The sequence below is a fragment of the Anabaena sp. UHCC 0204 genome, from assembly GCF_009711975.1.
In the GTDB taxonomy this organism is placed as follows: Bacteria; Cyanobacteriota; Cyanobacteriia; order Cyanobacteriales; family Nostocaceae; genus Dolichospermum.
On the sequence record NZ_VIKW01000004.1, the window covers coordinates 89,053 to 109,800 of the forward strand.

At 37.9% G+C, this 20,748-nt stretch carries 12 protein-coding genes; 4 read left to right on the forward strand and 8 right to left on the reverse strand.

Annotation, left to right across the window (positions count from 1 at the left end; all coding sequences use genetic code 11):
• Positions 1 to 466: 466 nt before the first annotated feature.
• The gene (locus tag FJR04_RS04765) at positions 467 to 5,173 is read left to right on the forward strand and encodes a glutamate synthase-related protein (RefSeq protein ID WP_168492289.1); all 4,707 of its coding nucleotides are present in this window, start codon (positions 467 to 469) and stop codon (positions 5,171 to 5,173) included.
• A 212-nt stretch (positions 5,174 to 5,385) separates the two neighbouring features.
• Here FJR04_RS04765 and FJR04_RS04770 read toward each other — a convergent pair whose 3' ends face one another.
• Positions 5,386 to 6,300, reverse strand: coding sequence for a polysaccharide deacetylase family protein (locus FJR04_RS04770; RefSeq protein WP_168492290.1), 915 nt, complete (start codon positions 6,298 to 6,300; stop codon positions 5,386 to 5,388).
• Positions 6,301 to 6,723: 423 nt separating this feature from the next.
• Positions 6,724 to 7,092, reverse strand: coding sequence for an EamA family transporter (locus tag FJR04_RS04775; RefSeq protein WP_168492291.1), 369 nt, complete (start codon positions 7,090 to 7,092; stop codon positions 6,724 to 6,726).
• Positions 7,093 to 7,317: 225 nt separating this feature from the next.
• Here FJR04_RS04775 and FJR04_RS04780 point away from each other — a divergent pair, with 225 nt between their 5' ends.
• Positions 7,318 to 8,286 carry a glycosyltransferase family 2 protein gene (locus tag FJR04_RS04780; RefSeq protein WP_168492293.1) on the forward strand — a complete coding sequence of 323 codons (969 nt, stop codon included), beginning with the start codon at positions 7,318 to 7,320 and terminating at the stop codon, positions 8,284 to 8,286.
• Between the two features lie 12 nt (positions 8,287 to 8,298).
• Here the strand turns inward: FJR04_RS04780 and FJR04_RS04785 are convergent, their stop codons facing one another.
• From FJR04_RS04785 to FJR04_RS04810, 6 genes are all read right to left on the reverse strand, one after another.
• Entirely contained in the window at positions 8,299 to 9,669 is a 1,371-nt protein-coding gene (locus FJR04_RS04785) for a mannosyltransferase (RefSeq protein ID WP_168492294.1), read from the reverse strand.
• A gap of 20 nt (positions 9,670 to 9,689) precedes the next feature.
• Positions 9,690 to 11,087: a DUF2079 domain-containing protein gene (locus FJR04_RS04790; protein WP_168492296.1), complete on the reverse strand. Its 1,398-nt coding sequence runs from the start codon at positions 11,085 to 11,087 to the stop codon at positions 9,690 to 9,692.
• 483 nt (positions 11,088 to 11,570) lie between these two features.
• Positions 11,571 to 13,121: a DUF4335 domain-containing protein gene (locus FJR04_RS04795; RefSeq protein WP_168492297.1), complete on the reverse strand. Its 1,551-nt coding sequence runs from the start codon at positions 13,119 to 13,121 to the stop codon at positions 11,571 to 11,573.
• A gap of 62 nt (positions 13,122 to 13,183) precedes the next feature.
• Positions 13,184 to 13,780 carry a DUF3038 domain-containing protein gene (locus tag FJR04_RS04800; protein WP_168492298.1) on the reverse strand — a complete coding sequence of 199 codons (597 nt, stop codon included), beginning with the start codon at positions 13,778 to 13,780 and terminating at the stop codon, positions 13,184 to 13,186.
• A gap of 154 nt (positions 13,781 to 13,934) precedes the next feature.
• Entirely contained in the window at positions 13,935 to 16,406 is a 2,472-nt protein-coding gene (locus FJR04_RS04805) for an endonuclease MutS2 (RefSeq protein ID WP_168492300.1), read from the reverse strand.
• 318 nt (positions 16,407 to 16,724) lie between these two features.
• Positions 16,725 to 17,765 carry a hypothetical protein gene (locus FJR04_RS04810; protein ID WP_168492301.1) on the reverse strand — a complete coding sequence of 347 codons (1,041 nt, stop codon included), beginning with the start codon at positions 17,763 to 17,765 and terminating at the stop codon, positions 16,725 to 16,727.
• A 361-nt stretch (positions 17,766 to 18,126) separates the two neighbouring features.
• On the opposite strand from FJR04_RS04810, the gene FJR04_RS04815 reads away from it, so the two are divergent.
• On the forward strand, positions 18,127 to 18,792 hold the full coding sequence (locus FJR04_RS04815) for an OB-fold-containig protein (protein WP_168492302.1): 666 nt from the start codon (positions 18,127 to 18,129) through the stop codon (positions 18,790 to 18,792).
• Between the two features lie 24 nt (positions 18,793 to 18,816).
• Positions 18,817 to 20,727, forward strand: coding sequence for a flotillin family protein (locus tag FJR04_RS04820; protein WP_168492303.1), 1,911 nt, complete (start codon positions 18,817 to 18,819; stop codon positions 20,725 to 20,727).
• Positions 20,728 to 20,748 lie beyond the last annotated feature (21 nt).

Below are 20,748 nucleotides of genomic sequence, written 5' to 3' on the forward strand. Positions count from 1 at the left end.
TTAGGAAAAAATGCGGCTTTTAGATAGTGAAGTGTGATATCGCAGCGTGGCGTTCAGCCATAGTCGAGATCCTATTGCAGGTAAACCCAAAATAGGTAATACCTCAAATCCTTGATCTATAAACAGCAAACAGTAGGAAAATTGGCTTCACATTATACAGTAGAATTCTGATATCGCAGCATGGCATCACAGCTTAACACTACGTTATAGTCATAAGCTAAAAAACTTCAAACTTCAGAAACCTTTCAATTTATAAGTCCTTCTGGATTAAGTAGTTTTTTTACAGTGCATAAACAAATAAACAAAGATAGGCATTGGTTACACACTTTTGGCTAAATGTCAAGCCAAAGCTAAAATTGTTATCCCTAAATTTTGGTAATTATGTATTTTTATCCAGTGCCAAATTGAGAAATTTTCCTCTAGCAGTAATAACAACATCTGTACCTCAACATTTCAGGAATAGAGTATGAGTCATCAATCATTGAATCAGGGTCAGCAAATTTCGGATATTAATTCTCAAGACACATACCCAGGGCAAAAGTGGTTAGTGGAAGAAAGAGATGCTTGTGGAGTCGGGTTTATTACCCATCGTCAAAATATTGCCAGTCATGAAATTTTAGATAAAGCCTTAACTGCTTTAACTTGCTTAGAACATAGAGGTGGTTGTAGTGCTGACCAAGATTCTGGTGATGGTGCAGGAATATTAACAGCAATTCCTTGGAAATTATTCAGCCAAGAAAACAAAGAACAGCAGATATTTTCATCTAATCTGATTAATTTTTCTAACTTGAGTAACATGGCAGTGGGGATGATATTTTTTCCCCAAGATCCCATAGCTGCCCAAGCAACAAAAACCGCATTTGAGCAAATAGCAGCGGAAGAAAAACTAACTGTATTGGGCTGGCGAGTAGTTCCAGTAAATCCAGAAGTATTAGGTGTACAAGCCAAAGAAAATCAACCACAGATAGAACAAGTTTTAATTTCTTGTGCTGATAAAAGCGGTGATGAACTAGAAAGAGAATTGTATATTGCCAGTCGCCGCATTATGCAAGCGGGAAGAAAAATTTCCGAAGACTTCTATGTATGTTCATTGTCTAGCCGCACAATCGTGTATAAAGGCATGGTGCGTTCCGCCGTCTTAGGAGATTTTTACCAAGACCTAAAAAACCCTGCCTTTGTAGTGCCATTTGCGGTATATCATCGCCGCTTTAGTACCAACACCATGCCCAAATGGCCATTAGCCCAACCAATGCGGTTATTAGGTCATAACGGCGAAATTAACACCCTATTGGGAAATATTAATTGGATGATGGCCAGGGAAGCTACCCTCAGTCATCCAATTTGGCATGATCGGTTTGATGAACTCAAGCCACTGGTAAACATTGATAATAGCGATTCCGCTACTTTAGACAATGTACTAGAGTTGTTGGTGCGATCGGGACGCAGCCCTTTAGAAGGGTTAATGATGATGGTTCCCGAAGCCTACAAAAATCAACCTTCCTTAGCTGAATATCCAGAAATTGTGGATTTCTATGAATATTACAGCGGTTTGCAAGAATCATGGGATGGACCCGCGCTGTTAGTATTTAGCGATGGTAAAAAAGTTGGGGCGACATTAGACCGCAATGGCTTAAGACCAGCGCGTTATGTGATCACCAAAGATGATTATATCGTTGTTGCTTCCGAAGCAGGAGTTGTAGATTTCCCAGAAGAAAACATCCTCGAAAAAGGCAGACTTGGACCGGGACAAATGATTGCGGTGGATTTAAACACCCAAGAAATCCTCAAGAACTGGGAAATTAAACAACGGATTGCTAAACAACATCCTTATGGAGAATGGTTGAAACAGCATCGCCTAGAATTGAGTCAATTAGTTGAGGGACAGTCTGTAGTTAATGGTAACGGGAATGGGAATGGACACCAAAGCCCAACTAATGGCAACGGACAACTGACTACCAATAAAATTGATCCACAAGTCTTATTACAACAGCAAATTGCCTTTGGCTACACCATAGAAGATGTAGAAATGGTGATTCACCCCATGGCTAGTACAGGTGCAGAAGCAACTTTCTGTATGGGGGATGATATTCCTTTGGCTGTGTTGTCAGAAAAACCCCATTTGCTGTACGACTATTTTAAACAGCGGTTTGCTCAAGTTACTAATCCAGCAATTGATCCTTTACGGGAAAAGTTGGTAATGTCCTTGACGGTGGAATTGGGGGAAAGGGGAAATTTATTAGAACCCAAAGCAGAATACGCCCGCAGACTTAAATTAGAGTCACCTGTACTTACCCAGACAGAGTTAGAAGCCATTAAGTTGTCAGGATTTGGGACGGCTGAATTATCAACTTTATTCCCCATAGCCACAGGACCGAATGGTTTAAAAACGGCTGTGGAATCTTTGCAACAACAAGCTGCTGAATCGGTGCGGGCTGGTGCAAAGATTTTAATCTTAAGCGATCGCACAGGTACAGGCATTGCTGCGGAATATACTTATATTCCGCCTTTATTAGCCATCGGTGCGGTTCATCATCACTTAATCCGTGAAGGGTTGCGGATGAAAACATCCTTAATTGTGGATACCGCCCAATGTTGGAGTACCCATCATTTTGCTTGTTTGTTGGGTTATGGTGCTGGTGCGATTTGTCCTTATATGGCTTTAGATACTGTCAGTGCTTGGTGGGCTGAACCCAAAACCCAGCAGTTTATGACTAGGGGCAAAATTGCTACCTTGACTTTAAACCAAGCGATCGCCAATTATCGTAAAGCTGTAGAATCGGGTTTGCTGAAAATCCTCTCAAAAATGGGAATTTCGCTACTTTCCAGTTATCAAGCGGCGCAAATATTTGAAGCGATTGGGATTGGTGGTGATTTATTAGCTTTGGGTTTTAGGGGGACAACTTCCCGAATTGGGGGGTTAAGTGTCAGTGAATTAGCCCAAGAGGTACTATCGTTCCACAGCAAGGCTTTCCCCGAATTGACGGCGAAAAAGTTGGAAAACTTAGGTTTTGTCCAATATCGTCCCGGTGGTGAATACCACATGAACAGCCCAGAATTAGCGAAGGCGCTGCATAAAGCTGTAAATGGCAAGCAATATGACCATTATGAAGTTTATAAACAGCATCTCCAAGATAGACCAGTGACGGCGTTGCGAGATTTATTAGATTTCCAAAGTGATCGCTCACCCATTCCTTTAGAACAGGTAGAATCAATCAATGATATCGTGAAGCGTTTCTGTACTGGAGGGATGTCTTTAGGGGCATTGTCACGAGAAGCACATGAAACTTTAGCGATCGCCATGAATCGCATTGGTGGTAAATCTAATTCTGGTGAAGGTGGCGAAGATCCAGTCCGTTACAACGCCTTAAATGATGTTGATACTGCTGGGAAATCTCCTACTCTTCCCCATCTCAACGGGTTAAGAAATGGTGACACTGCTGCCAGTGCCATTAGACAAGTTGCATCAGGACGCTTTGGTGTAACTCCCCAATACTTAGCCACAGCTAAACAAATTGAAATCAAAATTGCCCAAGGTGCAAAACCAGGAGAAGGTGGACAGCTACCTGGACCCAAGGTAAGCCCATACATTGCCATGTTGCGGCGTTCTAAGCCTGGTGTGACTTTGATTTCACCACCACCCCACCATGACATTTATTCAATTGAAGACTTAGCCCAGTTAATTTTTGACTTGCACCAAATTAACCCCAAAGCCCAAGTTTCGGTGAAATTAGTCGCAGAAATTGGTATTGGCACAATTGCAGCAGGTGTGGCTAAAGCAAATGCGGATATTATCCAAATTTCTGGACATGATGGCGGTACTGGTGCATCACCCCTTTCTTCCATTAAACACGCAGGTAGTCCTTGGGAATTGGGTTTAACAGAAGTGCATCGAGTATTGATGGAAAACAGCTTGCGCGATCGCGTCATCTTGCGTGTAGATGGTGGTCTGAAAAGCGGCTGGGATGTCCTAATTGGGGCGTTAATGGGGGCTGAGGAGTTCGGATTCGGTTCAATAGCTATGATTGCCGAAGGCTGCATTATGGCGCGGATTTGCCACACTAATAACTGTCCTGTGGGTGTAGCTTCTCAGAAGGAAGAACTGCGGAAACGGTTTACAGGAATTCCCGAAAACGTTGTTAACTTCTTCTACTTCATCGCGGAAGAGGTGCGGAGTCTATTGGCTAAATTGGGATATCGTTCTTTATCAGAAGTAACAGGCCGGGCTGATTTATTAACTGTTCGTGCTGATACCAAACTCAATAAAACCCAAGCTTTGAATTTGGATTGTTTAACGAAACTACCAGATACAAAATCTAATCGTAGTTGGTTGTTACATGAAGAAGTTCACAGCAACGGACCAGTTTTAGATGACCAATTACTAGCTGATGCAGATATTCAAGCTGCAATTGGGCATCAAGGTACAGTTAGCAAAACCTTCACCGTCGTCAATACCGATAGAACAGTCGGTGCTAGGTTAACTGGGGCGATCGCTCATAAATACGGGGACAACGGCTTTACAGGGCAAATTAACCTCAACTTCCAAGGGAGTGTGGGGCAGAGTTTCGGCGCATTTAACCTCGATGGTGTCATCCTCACCCTAGCAGGAGAAGCTAACGACTATGTAGGTAAGGGCATGAATGGTGGGGAAATTATTATTAAGCCCCCCGCAAATGCTACTTATAACCCAGCGGAAAATGTGATTGTGGGGAATACTTGCCTTTACGGTGCTACTGGTGGGGTTTTATTTGCTAATGGTTTAGCTGGAGAACGGTTTGCGGTGCGGAACTCCAAGGGTACAGCGGTAATTGAAGGGGCTGGTGATCACTGCTGTGAATATATGACTGGTGGTGTGATTGTTGTTCTGGGTAAGGTCGGCCGCAACGTTGGTGCAGGAATGACTGGTGGATTAGCTTACTTCTTAGATGAAGCAGGTAATTTCCCTGATTTAGTTAATCACGCCATTGTCAATGTGCAACGAGTTGTGAGTGATGCTGGTGTACAGCAATTGTATGAGTTAATTAAAACTCATGCACATAGAACTGGTTCACCCAAAGCCCAGGAAATTATTGCCAATTGGGCAGAGTATTTACCCAAATTCTGGCAGTTAGTCCCACCCTCTGAAGCTGATAGTCCCGAAGCAAAAACAGAGGCAAAACAATTAAGTTCTGTTTAATTTGTCTGAATCAGGATTTACAGGATTGGATTAAATACTTTGTTTGTATTCATCCTGTTCATCCTTTAATCTTTTTTGTCTGAATCAGGATTTAGAGGATTTAAGGATTTACAGGATTGGATTAATTACTTTGTCTGTATTCATCCTGTTCATCCTTTAATCCTGGTTATCCTGATTCAGACATTTAATCCTGGTTATCCTGATTCAGACATTTAAGGTTTCTTGGATTTTTGAGCAACTACTTGTGAATATTGATTTTGCATTTCTAAAAGTTCGGGAACAGTGACAAATTCATAACCTTGATTGCGAAATCTACTAATGATTTCTGGTAATGCTTTGACGGTGTGAGCGCGATCGCCTCCTCCATCGTGCATTAACACAATTCCTCCGGGTCTTGCTCCTCTAAAAATGTTATTAATCAGTTTTGGTACACCTGGACGAGAGTAGTCTATAGAATCAGCCGACCACATAATAACAGCATATTTATTACTCTTAGCGTAAGCCGCCACCCCATTACTCATAATCCCTCCAGGTGGACGGAACAAACTAGTTTTCACCCCTGTAGTTTTATAAATTATATCTGTAGTGTTGGCAACTTCATAAGCTGCTGCTTGTGCATTCATGTGGTGATACCAGTGATGCCAAGTATGGTTAGCAATAGTATGACCATCTGTAACTACTCGCTTTGTTAAATCAGGATAATTTTTGACATTCTGCCCAACAACGAAAAATGTACCTTTGATATTATTTTTCTTGAGAATATCTAATACCTGTGCCGTACTATTAGGCCAAGGACCATCATCAAAAGTTAAGGCAATTACTTTCTTACCTGCGGGAAGTTTGGCCTCTTTGATCACAGCACCTTGAAAATTAGATGGAACATCAGTCGCAAATCCCTTCGCTTGTGCTTCTTGTTGCCAACTGGTGAGCATTTCTGTTTTAAACTTCTCTAACCGCTGCTGAGTTACTACATTAGCAGTAATATCTTTAACACTGTTGCTTTGGCTTTGAGCATCGGAGGTGTTAGTTTTGAAGAGGATCATTAATGCAATACTAAAAGTGCCAGTTAGTCCCAGCAATGCAATTAATATTCCCTGTGTGCCAAAAAACGACTTATTATTTTCCACAACATAACTCCTTAAGGGGGTGAGCAATCAGTGATAGCAGCGATCGCTCTGACGGTAGGTTATAACACATTTTTCTATATATTGAGATTCTCAGTTATTGATGATAAATTATGCAAATTGCAATACATATTTACATATATTCCTCAATTCAATATATATCTACTCATAAACCAAGTACATATCCCATAATCATTACTATGAATTATCATCTGTATGGAGATTAATCTATCTTTAACTGCTTTTATTCATAGGTTGATCTGACAACAAAGGTGATTTTTCCTCAATACCAAAAAATATTTAGACGATAATTAACGAACTATAGTTTCTCACTTGTGAATAATGGTTAGTAGTTACCTTAGCTACTATTCTAAACTTAATGCCATAAATTTTCATCACCAATTGATGACTTTTGATTAGCTAATTTTACTTTTTCCAAACTACTAATATAACTCCTGTAACAATCAAACCTAATCCAAAAACACGGGTTAGAGAAATAGGTTCTTTTAAAATAAAATACCCCAATAATACGGAAAATATATAACCAACGGAAACAGCAGGAGCAGCAACACTAAGATTTACTCTCGTTAACAGTAGAATATAGGCTACTGCACCAATCCCATAACAACTTAGTCCTAATAAAAGTTCTGGTGTGGTGACAATACTGAGAATATGATTAACAGCATTACCAGTATCAACTTTTCCTAATTTAATCGCTCCCATTTTCAAAAAAAACTGTCCAGCTACACTAATGAGAACTGACATCATCAGTAAACTAAATTCTTGTGGTGACACAGATATTACCCTTAGATACTAAATTTTACACAAATTGTCAATTAATAATTGACAATTGACAATTGATAATTGACAATTGTTTCATTCCAGGTTTTAAACCTCTCCTTTAAAGGAGAAAAAAGCAAAAAATTCCTATTTCTCCATTTTCATATTTAAAGTGCGAGGTAAATTTAAATTTTCCATTGTCCATTGTTGAAGTTTATTGGAGAAATTTAAGCAGCAAATATGAAAATTTCAGTAGTCATTCCTTTTTACAATGAAGAAGCTAACATTGATCAACTATTTAAAAGACTGGAAACAATTATCAACTCCCTTGATATAGAATATGAGATTATATGTGTAAATGATGGCAGCAAAGATAACACCCTTGAATATTTAATACAACATCATACTCGTAATCCAGTTATTAAAGTCGTTAGCTTGTCCCGTAATTTTGGCAAAGAAATAGCTTTAACTGCTGGTCTTGATTATACTACAGGGGATGCAGTTATCCCTATTGATGCGGATCTTCAAGATCCACCGGAATTAATTGAACAACTAATTGCCAAATGGCAAGAAGGTTATGACGTAGTTTATGCAACTCGTGGTTATCGTTGGGGGGAAAGTTGGTTAAAACGCTTTACTGCTAATAATTTCTATGGAGTCATGGAGAGTTTCAGCAATATTCCCATACCCCGTAATACTGGAGATTTCCGGTTAATGGATCGTCGAGTCGTGGAAGCTATCAAGAAATTACCAGAAAGAACACGGTTTATGAAAGGTTTGTTTTCTTGGGTAGGTTATAGACAAACTGCTATAATTTATGATCGTTCTCCACGCTACAGAGGACTAACAAAATGGAATTATTGGAGTCTTTGGAATTTTGCTATTGATGGTATTACTTCCTTTAGTTCATTACCTTTGAGAATGTGGACTTACATCGGCTGTTTCATATCCTTAGTTGCGTTTTTATATGCTACTTATTTAATGATTCGTACCTTAATTTTGGGCATAGATGTTCCTGGATATGCTTCTTTAATGGTGACAATATTATTTGTTGGGGGTATTCAACTCATCAATTTAGGAATTATTGGTGAATATATTGGACGTATTTATGAAGAAGTGAAAGGAAGACCTCTATATTTAGTTAGAGATGCTTATGGATTTGATAATAGTGGAGATAATGATAATATCAAATCAGATCAAGTTTCCTGATTATACTATTTATTAACCTAACCATTTATCTTGACCATATTTAATCCATTGTTCTACTAACATAAAGGCAGAAATCAAACTCATAAATAACAAAGTTTGATATTTAATTTTACCGGGAATACAGCGATATAAATATCCTAAAGCCAAGAAAAAGTAGGGTATAGCAAATGTATGTCTACCTAAACTCATTAAACGATCCCATGTGAAGAAATTAATCAATGAATGAGCAGTAGCAAAGTAAACACAAAACCAGAAAATATAGTTAACAGCTAAATTGTTAGTATAATCAGGAAGTTTTATTTTAGTTACATTGATTTTATATTTTATTGATTTAATCAAGTGGTAAACATATACCAATATTAATAAAGGTGGATATAAATAAAAGATACTCCACCAAATTCGATATTTGGGAACAGATATAATGTTTTGTTGTTGAGTAAACTTGTAATATGTAAAAATCAAAGACAAACACAAAATTATCAAAGGTAAATAAAACCCGATAATATCAATTAAAGGTGATTTGGGAAATAATAGTAACTCTAAATGAATACCTAATTTTCTACCCCACAGACTTTGATCATCAAAAGGTGCAAAAAAATTACCTCTAGTCTTGAAACAAAAGCTCCCATAAACACAATAACCTAGTAATGAAGCAACCCATATAGTTACAGTTGTTTTAATTTCATACTGATATTTTTGCAGATTTATTAACAAATTCTGCCAAGAATATTTATTTATTTTCAACATTTCTAAACCAATAATAGTTATTAAAGTTAAGATAGTTGCAAAAAATATTTGAATTAATATAGGTCTAGTTAAACTCATTAAAAATGTAATAATGAATAAAAAACCAAGTTTAAGATTTTGATTAATTTTGTTATTAGGTAAACAAACCCAAATAAATAATGTACTAAACAGAGAAAATAAGCTTTCTGTGTAACCAATAACTCTAAAAATTGCCATTGGGTTAACAGTATAAGCTAACATCATCCAAAAAGCTAAATATGTACGCTGCAAAGCTATTTTAAAAACCCAATATAGTACAAAATTAGTGATAAAAAATATAACTGTAGACAGCAATAAAAAATAATGTGCTGCTTGTTCTATAGTTTGGGGATGAAAGAGGTTACGAATAATAAAAGGCCACAGGGGATAAAATGCCTTACAACTGGGATTAACTGCCATTTTTGCATAATGTTCTACGTCCCAATAGTAATTTTTATGAAGTCTGACTGGAGGAATGGCACGAAATAATTTTGATGGAGAAAAGAATTTATGAAAAGCATCAGGATAGATCAGCATTCCTATAGCAACACAAAGAATAAATACACTACAGATAATTAAGGGTAGTATCCAGTTAATATTTTTTTGTTTTTGAAACATTTTTATCTGTAATTATTTGACTAATTTTTCACAAATAAGAAAACATCATCTTGTTGATATTGCTTCTGGTATTTTGGATTTCTTTCTAATTTTTGAACCAGATGTTTAGAAAATTCTTGATTGCCTCCTCCAGCAGGATGACGAACATTTAATAAGACATAATCAAAAATATCTAGGTCTTTATTTTGAGAATCTTGATCTGTTAATTTAATTAATTTACGATGACTTAAATGTGGTGCAATAACTGAAGTAGTATAAACCCCTCCTTGACTTTTTACTAAAGCAATAGCTTCTCTTGTAGCTGGTAAATTATCTATATACTCTAAATATTTACCGGTAAAATGAGTAAATTTTGCCAAGCACAAAAATGTTAGTAATGACCAAATAATGATTTCTCGTTTGTTTTGTAAAAATCCTTTACCAAGAGATAGACTAGCAATAACACCTAATATCAAGAATGGTAAAATCGGTAAGGAGTATTGGTGTATTAAGTCTTTTTGTGATTGATCATTAGCAAGTATATTCATAGCTAAACAAGGAATTGCTCCTACTAAACAAGTTATAGTTTGATGTGATAATCCCCAAATTATCGGTAATAAAAGTAAAGCCAAATAGAATAAATTATCAAAAGAAAAGATATGATCTAATAAAATAAATGGGTTTGAAAATAAATTTTCAACTACTTCAGTAAAAGAACTTCCTAAATAATTATAGCGCCCAAGATGGCGTTCTACAGAAGCTACTTCTGTACCAAAATAGGGGATAATTCCTTTAGTAGTAATTACAAACCAAGTAATACCAGAAATAATAGCGATCGCACCATAAAAACGGCGATTTTCGCATAACATTAACCATATCCCCATAGCTAAAATTGTTAGAGAGAATACTTCTTTGCAAGCCAGTACAATAAGAATACTAAAACAAAACTGCCAAATTTTTTTTTCTCTAGCTGCAAAAATCATTGTCAAAAGTGCGGGGATAGCGATCGCATCTGGGTGAAAATCAAACAAGTTAGAATTGTACACTACTGGATATAGTAAGTACACTGCTGTCATTGCTACTGCTTGACTTTCTTTTAACCCTGCTTGCAGTGCTATAAAATATGTCGGTAAAGCACCCAAAGATAAAGCAACAGACTGGATTGCAAATAGCCAATAAACACTAGGATAAATTTTGTATAATAAAGCTAAAGGATACAAAATCCCAGAAGCATGATCACCAAGAATATGAAAATTAAGGAAAGAAGAAATCGGTACTTGCCCCTGACTAATTAAATAAATTGCTTGATCAAAAATTCCTAAATCCCAAGCAGTTGATTGAAATAATAAATGTCGTATACTACTACAAACAAATAAAATAAAAGCACTAATACCAATTATCCGAACTAACGGATTAGGTTTCATAAATTCTTTTTCCATCTCACCTCCCTCCAATTAAACTTTAAATACTTATCTCTAACAATTAGATATATATAGGAAGCCTACATGATTGCTGAAAAATATAAATTTTGGTGGGCAATGTCCATCCTACGTATATATTCAAAAATTAAATAGTAATCCTATAGAAATACAAGTGATGACAGCAGGTTACTTACCAGATGAATTAAGCAAAGGTTTTATTTATTGCTCAAGTATTAGAACTTACCATGATTTGATGTAATTAATCACGCAAATTTACTGAAATATTAGAAAATTAATATTTCACATGGTTAAGCAATAATTATTACTGATAGATGAAGGTTTTGGTAATTTTAATTTTTTATTGAATGATAATTAAGATATATTTCAGGTTTAGCTCTAATCTTTTCTAAAATCTCAAAACTTCCATATTTATAAAAATTTGATGGGTAAAGCAAAAGCTAAACCCATCTCACAAATAGTTATAAATGTCTATTTGGAAATTTAAGGTGTTTCTGGGAATGTTTGCACCTTGCGATCATGACCAAGTACAACTCGTATTCTTAGGCTTTGTCCAGATTTATTAGTAGAAACAAAAGGTTTACCAATTTCAGGAAGGCCGCTATTATCAATATATTCTCTAGCAACTTGATTTAAAGGTAAAATTCTTTCGATTGTGCCATCAACACCCAATACTAAACTATATTCCAGAGCTTGAGAAAGTCCGGTTGGTGGTTGCCAACGCTTGTTAAGATATTCTCTAGCTTCTGCTACTTGGGGAGTATCAAATAAAGTCTGATCCCTAGCAACTTGTGTAACTGAAGAGGTATTAGTTGCGGTTTTTAATCTCCTAATTAAACTCTCTTGATTGTTTTTTAACAGTGCCTGATCTGGGTTAGAAATTCCTAGAGTTCCTGGTTGTAATTCAACAGCAGAAGAAGGAAGATTATTAGGAGTATTACTCAGATTGTTATTAGGAATAGTGGCAATAGATTGGGGCAGTGTGGAAAAATTGGGTGAGATGTTACTATTTGTACGAGGCACATTCTTGGGTTTCGCAGTATTTATCCTGCTTCTAGCGACAATGCTTGGAGGATTAGGTGCAGGATTGGGGACTATAGCAGGTAAGGGGATTTGTGAATTAATAGGAAAGGAAGAGGTATCTGAGGGGATAGTTAATGCAGGTTGAGGTGATGCCGGAATAGTTGCATTAGGAAAGGCTAGGGGGGCTGGAGGTGTATTAAAATTAGGAAGTGGTGGTGTGAGTTGGGTGGGAGGTGGAGTTAAATTTAGTGTAGGTATTTGTGTAGCGTCTGGAAAAGAAGGTTCGATAGCAACTTGCGTTTCTTCAGCAGAATTCTTTTTAGCTACTTCTTTTTGACTTTGCTGAATATTGTTGGCATATTGCCAGGTAAATGGAGTTAAACCTGCGGCTATGGCTAAAACTGCGGCTATTGGGGCCCATCGAGGCAAACTGCTCTGGGAAGTTTGAGGGCTGAAAGTTGGTAGAGCAATCATATCAGATGAGTATTCATCTAAAGCTGTAGCTAAATCAAATAGTTGCAGTAAACTCAATTCAATTACGGGTCCAGATGTTTGGTTAGCAAGAGAACCGAGAAAGAGTTTATGAGTTAAATTATTGCTGGGTTCTAAATAAATTTTGGCTGGGGAAGATTGAGTATTAAAAGATGATATGGGTTGGGTAGGAAAGATAGATGGAATAGATGGGGGATCGTCTTTTAATTCTGATTCTGATGCTAGGTTTGCAGAATCTGAATCTGATAAATTAATACTAAAATCTTCGGCTGATTGTTGGAGAAGTTGTTGAACGTAACTGGTAACGATATTACATAAAACCTCTAATTCTTCTTGATTACCCCGAATCAAAATTTTACGTTCTTCTGGTAGTCGTGGATCATCAAATTGCAGGCGAAAATTAAGATCCCTGGCAATGGTTTTATCCATCCAGTAGGATAGAGGGGAATTTTGCGCCCAGATTTCTAATGTACAAGTGGGGGGGGTGTAGCGACGAATGACAGAATTTGATGGAGACATAGCAAAAATTGCAAAAAAGATGGGGAATTTTGGATTTTGGATTGGGAATAGAAATCTAAAATCTAAAATTGTTTTGTGGAAATATCTATTAGTGCTAACCACAAACGGCGATGTCCACCAGGGGCGCTATAAAAAAGTAAATTGATTAGCAGTTTTAGGGCTAGGTGGGTAAGCACATCTGTTGAGGTTATTTCTTCCTCTTCCATCCGTTCTTGATAAGTATTGCAAAAAGCATCTATATATTCCCCCAATAAAGCAGTGTGATGAGGTTTTTGGTTATTTGCGGTTATTTGTTCTAATAAACCTACAGCCCGGCGAATTAATTCTTGGTGTTGTTTGGCGAGATAGCAGATAATTAGAACTAGCGATCGCGCTTCTTCTACATCTAACTTTTTCCGTCCTCCTTGGCCTTTGCGGAGGGGATTAGATTGACGCAATCGCCATAAGGCTACCCTGTCTGGTACTTTTGATTCTAAATTCAAATTAACTGCCGCTGAAAGCATGGCTTCTGAACCAATGCCTGTTAATGTTTCCAGTGCCAGTAATACTAAGTCTAACTGAGTTTTGATATTTTCCCATTGAATTGTATTTGGAGCTGGGAGTTGGCTTAAATCCTCCCAAGGTGATTTTGGTATAGAGGAATTAGCGGTTAAGTGCATAACTTTTAGTTTATGTAATCAGGCTGAAAGAATCTGTTGCTGTTACCTATTTTGAAACGAGATTGGTAATGGGTGACTTGCCCTGAGCGTAGCCGAAGGGTTGATAATTGGTAAAAATTTTTGCCTCTTACCTCTTGCCTCTTGCCAGTTCCCTTTATATATGAGCAATTGTGACACCACTACCACCATCGGCTTGTTCTGCTGGTTCGTAGTGGGTAACTCTGGGATGTTGATGTAAGAAGGCATGAACGCCTTGCTTGAGTTTACCTGTACCGTGTCCATGAATAATCCATAGGGGACCTGCGGCTTCAGAAATAGCTTTGTCTAAGATATATTCGGCATCAGCTACCCGTTTTCCGCGCAAATCTACAGTATTTTTGGAAGTACGAATGGCTGGGGCTGGTGGTAGTGTGACTACGGCTGGGGCTGGTTTGGGTTTAACTATGGTTTCTGGCTTTTGTCCATCTAGTGATTCTATATCCTGGAGTTGTAACGTCATTTTCATGATGCCAAAGCGCACGGTAAAATCGCCGTCAGTATCGGGAATTGTTAAAACTTCGGCTGTTTGTCCTAATTTGGGAATCCGCACGCGATCGCCTACTTTGGGCATAAACCCAGGTTTAGGTTTAGGTGGGGGTGCAGGTTCATATTTTTGGGCAATTTTATTCAGGTTTGTAGTAGCTTGTTGGGCATCTTGGGCGTTAGGTGTACCTTTTTGCAAACGACGGATAACTTGGGCAATTTCTCCTTTGGCTTGGGTAATTGCTTGTTGGACGGCAATTTCTTGGGAAACCCGTAAATGTTTTTCTCTGGCTTCTAAAGCGGCAGCTTTGTCAGAAACTTCTTTATATAATCGTTCCGCTTGATGTAATAAATTTTGAGCTTCTGCGGCTTTGGTTTCCTGATTGCGGCGTTGAGCTTCTAAACCGGCAATAACTTGGTTTACCTCGTCTGTGGCTTCTCCAACTTGAGTTTTTGCCTCTGCTACTACTTCTGGTTTTAAGCCTAAACGCAAAGCAATACTCAAGGCGTTAGAACGTCCAGGAATTCCCCACAGCAGACGATAAGTAGGTGAAAGAGTAGTTTCGTCAAATTCTACCGAAGCATTTTCAAATCGGCTATCTTCATATTTTAAAGCTTTGAGTTCGCCAAAGTGGGTACTAGCCATCGTTAGCTGGGCATGATTGGCGAGATATTTGAGTAAAGCGATCGCTAATGCACTACCCTCTGCCGGATCTGTACCTGCACCAACTTCATCTAGTAAAACTAGGGATTGGGGACTGGGGACTGGGGATTGGGGACTGGGGATTGGTAGTTTTATTTCTTCTTCTTGTTCCTCCTGATTGTTGGGCGCAGGCCCTGCGCCCCTACCTCCTGACTCCTCATTCTCCAATGCTTCTAAAATTCGACTAATGCGGCGGATATGTCCTGAGAAAGTAGATAAACTTTGTTGTAAAGATTGTTCATCACCAATATCAGCTAAAACTTGGGAAAACCAAGGCATTTCTACGGGTATACGGGCGGGAATAAATAAACCCACTTTGGCCATGACGGCTGCTAATCCCAAGGTTTTTAAAGTTACAGTTTTTCCGCCTGTATTTGGTCCAGTAATTGTAACTACGCGAATTTGGGGATTGATAAACAAATCCACGGGTACGACGGGATTTCCTTGTTCGTGCTGCTGTTGCCATACTAACAACGGATGACGCAGATTTCGCAAGGTGATAATTTCGTTTTCTGCTCGATTGACAAAGCGGGGAGGATTAGCACCTATCCACAAACTATAACGAGATTTTGCCACTGCCAAATCTAAGGTAGTGACAATGGCTAATAACCTTTCTAAATCCGGTGTAACTGCGGTAACTTGTTCAGTTAATTGACGACGAATGGCTTCTGCTTCCGTTTGCTCTTTTCTGACAACTTGACGCAGTTGATTACCCATTGGCACGATGCTGTTAGGCTCTATATAAAGGGTTGCGCCACTGGTTGAGGTGTCGTGTACAATACCGGGGATCGCGTCCTTTTGGGGGGCTTTTACAGGGATGACATAGCGATCGCCTCTTTGAGTAATTAATTGTTCTTGAATTGCTCCTGATTTAACTTGAATAATATTTTGCAGTTTTTGAGTAATTTGGCTACGAATCCGCCGCAATTCTACCCGAATTTCTCCCATTTTCTGACTAGCGCGATCAGTTACTTGCCCGCGTTCATCAATACAACGGTGAATTTCTTGCTCTAATTCTGGGTAAGTCCGCAATTGAGAAACTAAATCGGACAAAACGGGGACATTTTCTTGATTATTAATAACACGGCGTAAATTTCTTGTCCCTGCTAGGGTGGTAGCGATCGCTAACAATTCTTCCCCAGACAAAGTACCTTGGAGTGCTGCTCGTTCTAGGGAATCACCGATATCTTGAATTCCCTCAAAGGATAATCCTGGATGTAAACGACTTTCCAGTTCGTAAACTTCTTTGGTTTGCGCTAATAATTGTTCACTTTCTGCCTGATTCTCAGGAATTGGCAGGTTACGCGCAACTATTGCCCCTAACTTAGTTGCCGCAAAGGTGGAAAGGTGCTGGCACAGACGGGGCCACTCTAGTAATTCTAAGGTTTCAGATTGAATCAAGGTTTCAACAACTAATCTGAAATTATCGTAGCAATTTTAGCCGCTAGAAAACTAAATTTTCCAAGATAAAAAATTTTCTGGTGTTAGTTTCTGTAGAAGCGCAATATCTACACTTTCTATTGTATTATATATGTCCAAGGAGCAGCCGCTACTTTGCACTAATTAACTATTATTTACGCCAACACGGGAAAAAGGGCGATCGCTTTTTTTTCTGATATAGCACTTCCCTATTTCATGAGATACAAGAATACCACCCCCTTCATCGCAAGAGATGAAGGGGCTATGGTGTACGTTGTATAATTGGAAACTGCTGTATATTTAATCAACTTTAAATCTAGCTAATAATTCCTCACGGGAAAGATTAGATAAATTGAGTAATAACTGAGTTCTTTCTGTTAAAGTAAGTTCCATAATCGGAGTCACAATAGCAGATAATTCCTCATCTAAATTGCCAAAACGTCCTGTTAACAAACTCACTATTATCAAACGCTGTCCGTCTAAATTACCTTCTTGTCGTCCTTCTTGTCGTCCTTCTTGTCGTCCTTCTTGTCGTCCTTCTTGTCGTCCTTCTTGTCGTCCTTCTTGTCGTCCTGCTTCCAGTCCTGCTTGTCGTCCTGCTTCCAGTCCCTCTTGTCGTCCTGCTTCCAGTCCCTCTTGTTTCCATTCTTCTCGTTGCTTGAGATACGCTGGTGATAAACTCATGATTAACTCCTTTTCTTCATCATTAACATTACTATTCAATTCTAAATTTTTACGCCAAGACGCAAACATTTCTAGTAATTGCTTCCATTTGTCATTCTCTTCTGAAAGTTGAACTACTTCGTTTATTGCTTGGGTTTGGGTTTTGCCTTTTCCCAGTACCCTTAACCATAGTGTATCCTCTGTCATCGGTAACTGATTGATAGCAACAATGGCCGCTTTCAATAATCCTGACAGAAAATAAACTCCTTTTTCCCAGTCCTCTTTGGGTTTTGCTCCAAATCCGTTGAGGATTTTTTCAGAACAAGTTGGTGTTAAAATCCATAAACAGGGTAATTCGTCTTCAGAGATAGAACTTTTTTCTCTTTTGGCTTGTCGTAATAAATCTCCATGCACACTATACAATTTTAACAAACAACTTCTAATTTCTACTTCACTGGGAGCATTACGATAAGGCTCAAATAGACAGCTTGTAACTGCCATTCTTGCTAATAATCCTAATTCTGAAGTAGCTCTTGGAGATGATGTTGTAGGAACAAACCAAACATCAATTTCTTGAACTTCGCTTTTTACATCTTTGCTGGTTTTGACATTACCTAAAGAGGTTAACAATTCTTCTAAATATTCTTTAGCAAATTGGTCATGGGGTTGTCGAGTCATAAAATTAATAAATTTACTGTCGCTAAACTCAGATCCCCTCTTTAGTAAGAAGTTGGGATCTTTTTTTCAGTTTACCTTAATCTGGTGCAGATCAGAATTTAAGAATCTAGCTTAGTTTCATAGATAGCTAAATATTTGTAAATAGACAATTTTCCATAATTTAAGTTATTTATATTCACCTGGTTATTAAATTTAAATTATCTAATTTGTTACTATTCTTAACAAGACCTAAATATACTTATTTTTAATCTAAATTTATCCAAATAAAAGAGATTTGATCTTGACATTGCCCCAAAAGAGAGAATAAGATATATGCAAATAACAATATAAAAATACCTGCCACATATCTGTAAATAAAAATATGCTGTTTAGTCCAGCTAACTTGCCCTATTGGATTTTCCTGGGGATAGGAGGGTTACTTTTTTTGTTGATGATTTTTATGGGTGGAGGTGGACAAGATGTAGATATTGAAGCAGATTTAGATATAGAAACAGACGGTGATTTTGCCTTTGAAGACTTTTTGGGATGGGCAGGTATTGGCAAAGCTCCATTGTTGTTATTATTGGCAACAGATTTAAGTCTGTGGGGGATTATTGGTTGGATAATAAATGTTGCGTTAAATAGCATTTTTGCTATCAAAAACTATCCTTTATTAAGTGGTTTTGTTCTATTTATTTCTCTGATAATCAGCTTATGTATCGGCAGATGGATAGCACAATCAATTAGTCAAATTTTCTCTGAATTTGGGGAAGATGTAAGTAGCGATCGCTTAATTGGTTGCATTGGTACTGTTACCTCTGTTTATATTCCCACAGAGAATTTAGGAAAAATTGGTCAGATAGATGTTCTTGATGCCAAGCACAATCTTTTGACAGTGACTGCGGTAATTCCTGATTGGGCTACTATTGCACCACAACGGGGAGAAAAAGTGATCATTGTGGAAATTAAACAGGGTATTTATTTAGTGCTTGCTAAAGATAGTCCCGATGAACAAAATTGGTTAAATAACTCAAATTCCAGAAATTAATTTGGATATCAGGAGAAGAAAAATATGCTTTTTTGGTTGAATTTTATCCAGGCTTTACCAAGTGTACATTTAACTGAAATACCATCAGTTCAATTACAACCAAAACAACAACAAACAACTGCAATTAATCCCACATTTCCAATTATAAATCAACCGACTTTAGCTCAAGTTAACGGTGGTTTAGTATTTCCGGGAATCATTGTGATGTTTGTCATCCTCTTGATATTAAGTTTATTTGCTTATACAAGAGTTTATGTTGTCACACCCAACAACGAAGCTTTTGTCAGAACTGGGGGATTATTTACTAAGAAGAAATCAGTGATTCTCTATGGTGGTTGCATAGTGCTTCCGGGATTTCATCAATTAACAAGAGTACCTTTAAGAGAAATTTCTATTGATGTCGAACGGACTGGAAAATTAGCTGTCAGAACTAAAGATTACCTCAGAGCAGATATCAGAGTCACTTTCTATGTATGTATTAATGCTTCCGAAGATGATGTTTTGACATCTGCTGCTAGACTGTCTCAAAATGGAACAAGAATTACTCCTGAAGATATCAAAAATGCTTTAGAAAAAAGGGCAGATGATGCAATTAGAGCAGCAGCTAAAACTAAGGATTTAGCAGAAATTGATTCTGATAAATTGGGTTTTGCTCAAGAAGTATTGAACTTGGTAGGGACAGATTTAAAGAAAGTGGGATTAACACTAAATAATATTGCAATTTCCGAAATATTAGAAAGTGTTACTTACGATCCTGATAACTTCTTTGATGCTCAGGGTGTGCGGTTGCGAACAGAGATAATTCAACGTTCAGTACAACAAAAACGAGAAGTTGAATTAGCGGCACAGGTAACAATTGAGCAAAAAGAATTAGATGCTCAAAAGCGATCGCTGCAAATTGCCCAAGAACAAGAAAGTGCTAAATTATCTCAAAGACTGCAAGTGGAGGCTCTGAAAGCCCAAAGAGAAAGAGAAATTCAAGAATCTAAAGACACAGAAGCTGCAACAGTCAGACGGACGAAAATTTTGCAGGAAAAGTCAGTTGAAGAGGAAGAAATTCGCAGAAAATTGTCTTTACAAGAAAGTCAAATTCAAGCTGATATTGCATTAGAAGAACGGAATAAACAGCTAAAAGTAGCAAAATCATTGCAACAGCAAGAAGCAGAAATTGCCGAAATTTTGCGTCAACAAAGTGTAGAATCTGGTAAACTCAAAGCACAAGTACAAATAGCTGAATCAGAACGCATAGCCAGACTAGCACAAGAAGATGTAGCGATCGCAATTGCTAATAAGAAACGTGAAAGTTTAGTTGCTCAAGCTGAACAAGCTAAAGCCGAAGAATCTGTGAAAACAGCCAGTGAAGTTGAAAAAGCTGAACGAACCAAACGCTTGTCTTTAATTGCAGCAGAACGAGAAGCTCAAGAACGGAGTATTAGCGATCGCAACGTTGTGGAAATTGACGCTTTCCGTCGTCGTCGTCAAGCCGAAATCTCTCAAGAAGCCGCAGAATTAGAAGCTGAAGCAATTCGTGTTCTCGCAGATGCTAACCGTGATAAAGCCTTAGCAGATGCTGAAGGTATTCAAGCTAGAATTGCGGCTGAAAACACCATTAGTAATGCTAATCTGACTGCCAAAATTATTACGACTATCTGGCCAGAATTAGCGGATAAATTACCAGAAATTCTCTCTTCTTTAGCACCACAACCAGGGGTTTTAGGAGATACTCGCATCTATTCTTTCCCTGGTGCAAATGGCAGTAGTGGCAGTCAAGATATTAACAAATTACTACTATCTACCAGTGGATTATCCTTAATTAACACCTTGTTAGATGAAGGTAAATTAGGAGAACTAATTGGGCAAGTTAGTCAATTAGTCCGGAGTAATAACCACGTTGTTACACCTATTTTGAACCAACCAGATCAAGAAAATAACTGATAATTCCTAATTCATCATTGA

Excerpts from the sequence above, each read along its gene's own strand:
- FJR04_RS04785 (WP_168492294.1), bottom strand. The coding sequence starts at position 9,669 with ATGTTTCAAAAACAAAAAAATATTAACTGGATACTACCCTTAATTATC.
- FJR04_RS04765 (WP_168492289.1), top strand. The coding sequence starts at position 467 with ATGAGTCATCAATCATTGAATCAGGGTCAGCAAATTTCGGATATTAAT.
- FJR04_RS04810 (WP_168492301.1), bottom strand. The coding sequence starts at position 17,765 with ATGACTCGACAACCCCATGACCAATTTGCTAAAGAATATTTAGAAGAA.
- FJR04_RS04780 (WP_168492293.1), top strand. The coding sequence starts at position 7,318 with ATGAAAATTTCAGTAGTCATTCCTTTTTACAATGAAGAAGCTAACATT.
- FJR04_RS04800 (WP_168492298.1), bottom strand. The coding sequence starts at position 13,780 with ATGCACTTAACCGCTAATTCCTCTATACCAAAATCACCTTGGGAGGAT.
- FJR04_RS04815 (WP_168492302.1), top strand. The coding sequence starts at position 18,127 with ATGCTGTTTAGTCCAGCTAACTTGCCCTATTGGATTTTCCTGGGGATA.
- FJR04_RS04790 (WP_168492296.1), bottom strand. The coding sequence starts at position 11,087 with ATGGAAAAAGAATTTATGAAACCTAATCCGTTAGTTCGGATAATTGGT.
- FJR04_RS04820 (WP_168492303.1), top strand. The coding sequence starts at position 18,817 with ATGCTTTTTTGGTTGAATTTTATCCAGGCTTTACCAAGTGTACATTTA.
- FJR04_RS04795 (WP_168492297.1), bottom strand. The coding sequence starts at position 13,121 with ATGTCTCCATCAAATTCTGTCATTCGTCGCTACACCCCCCCCACTTGT.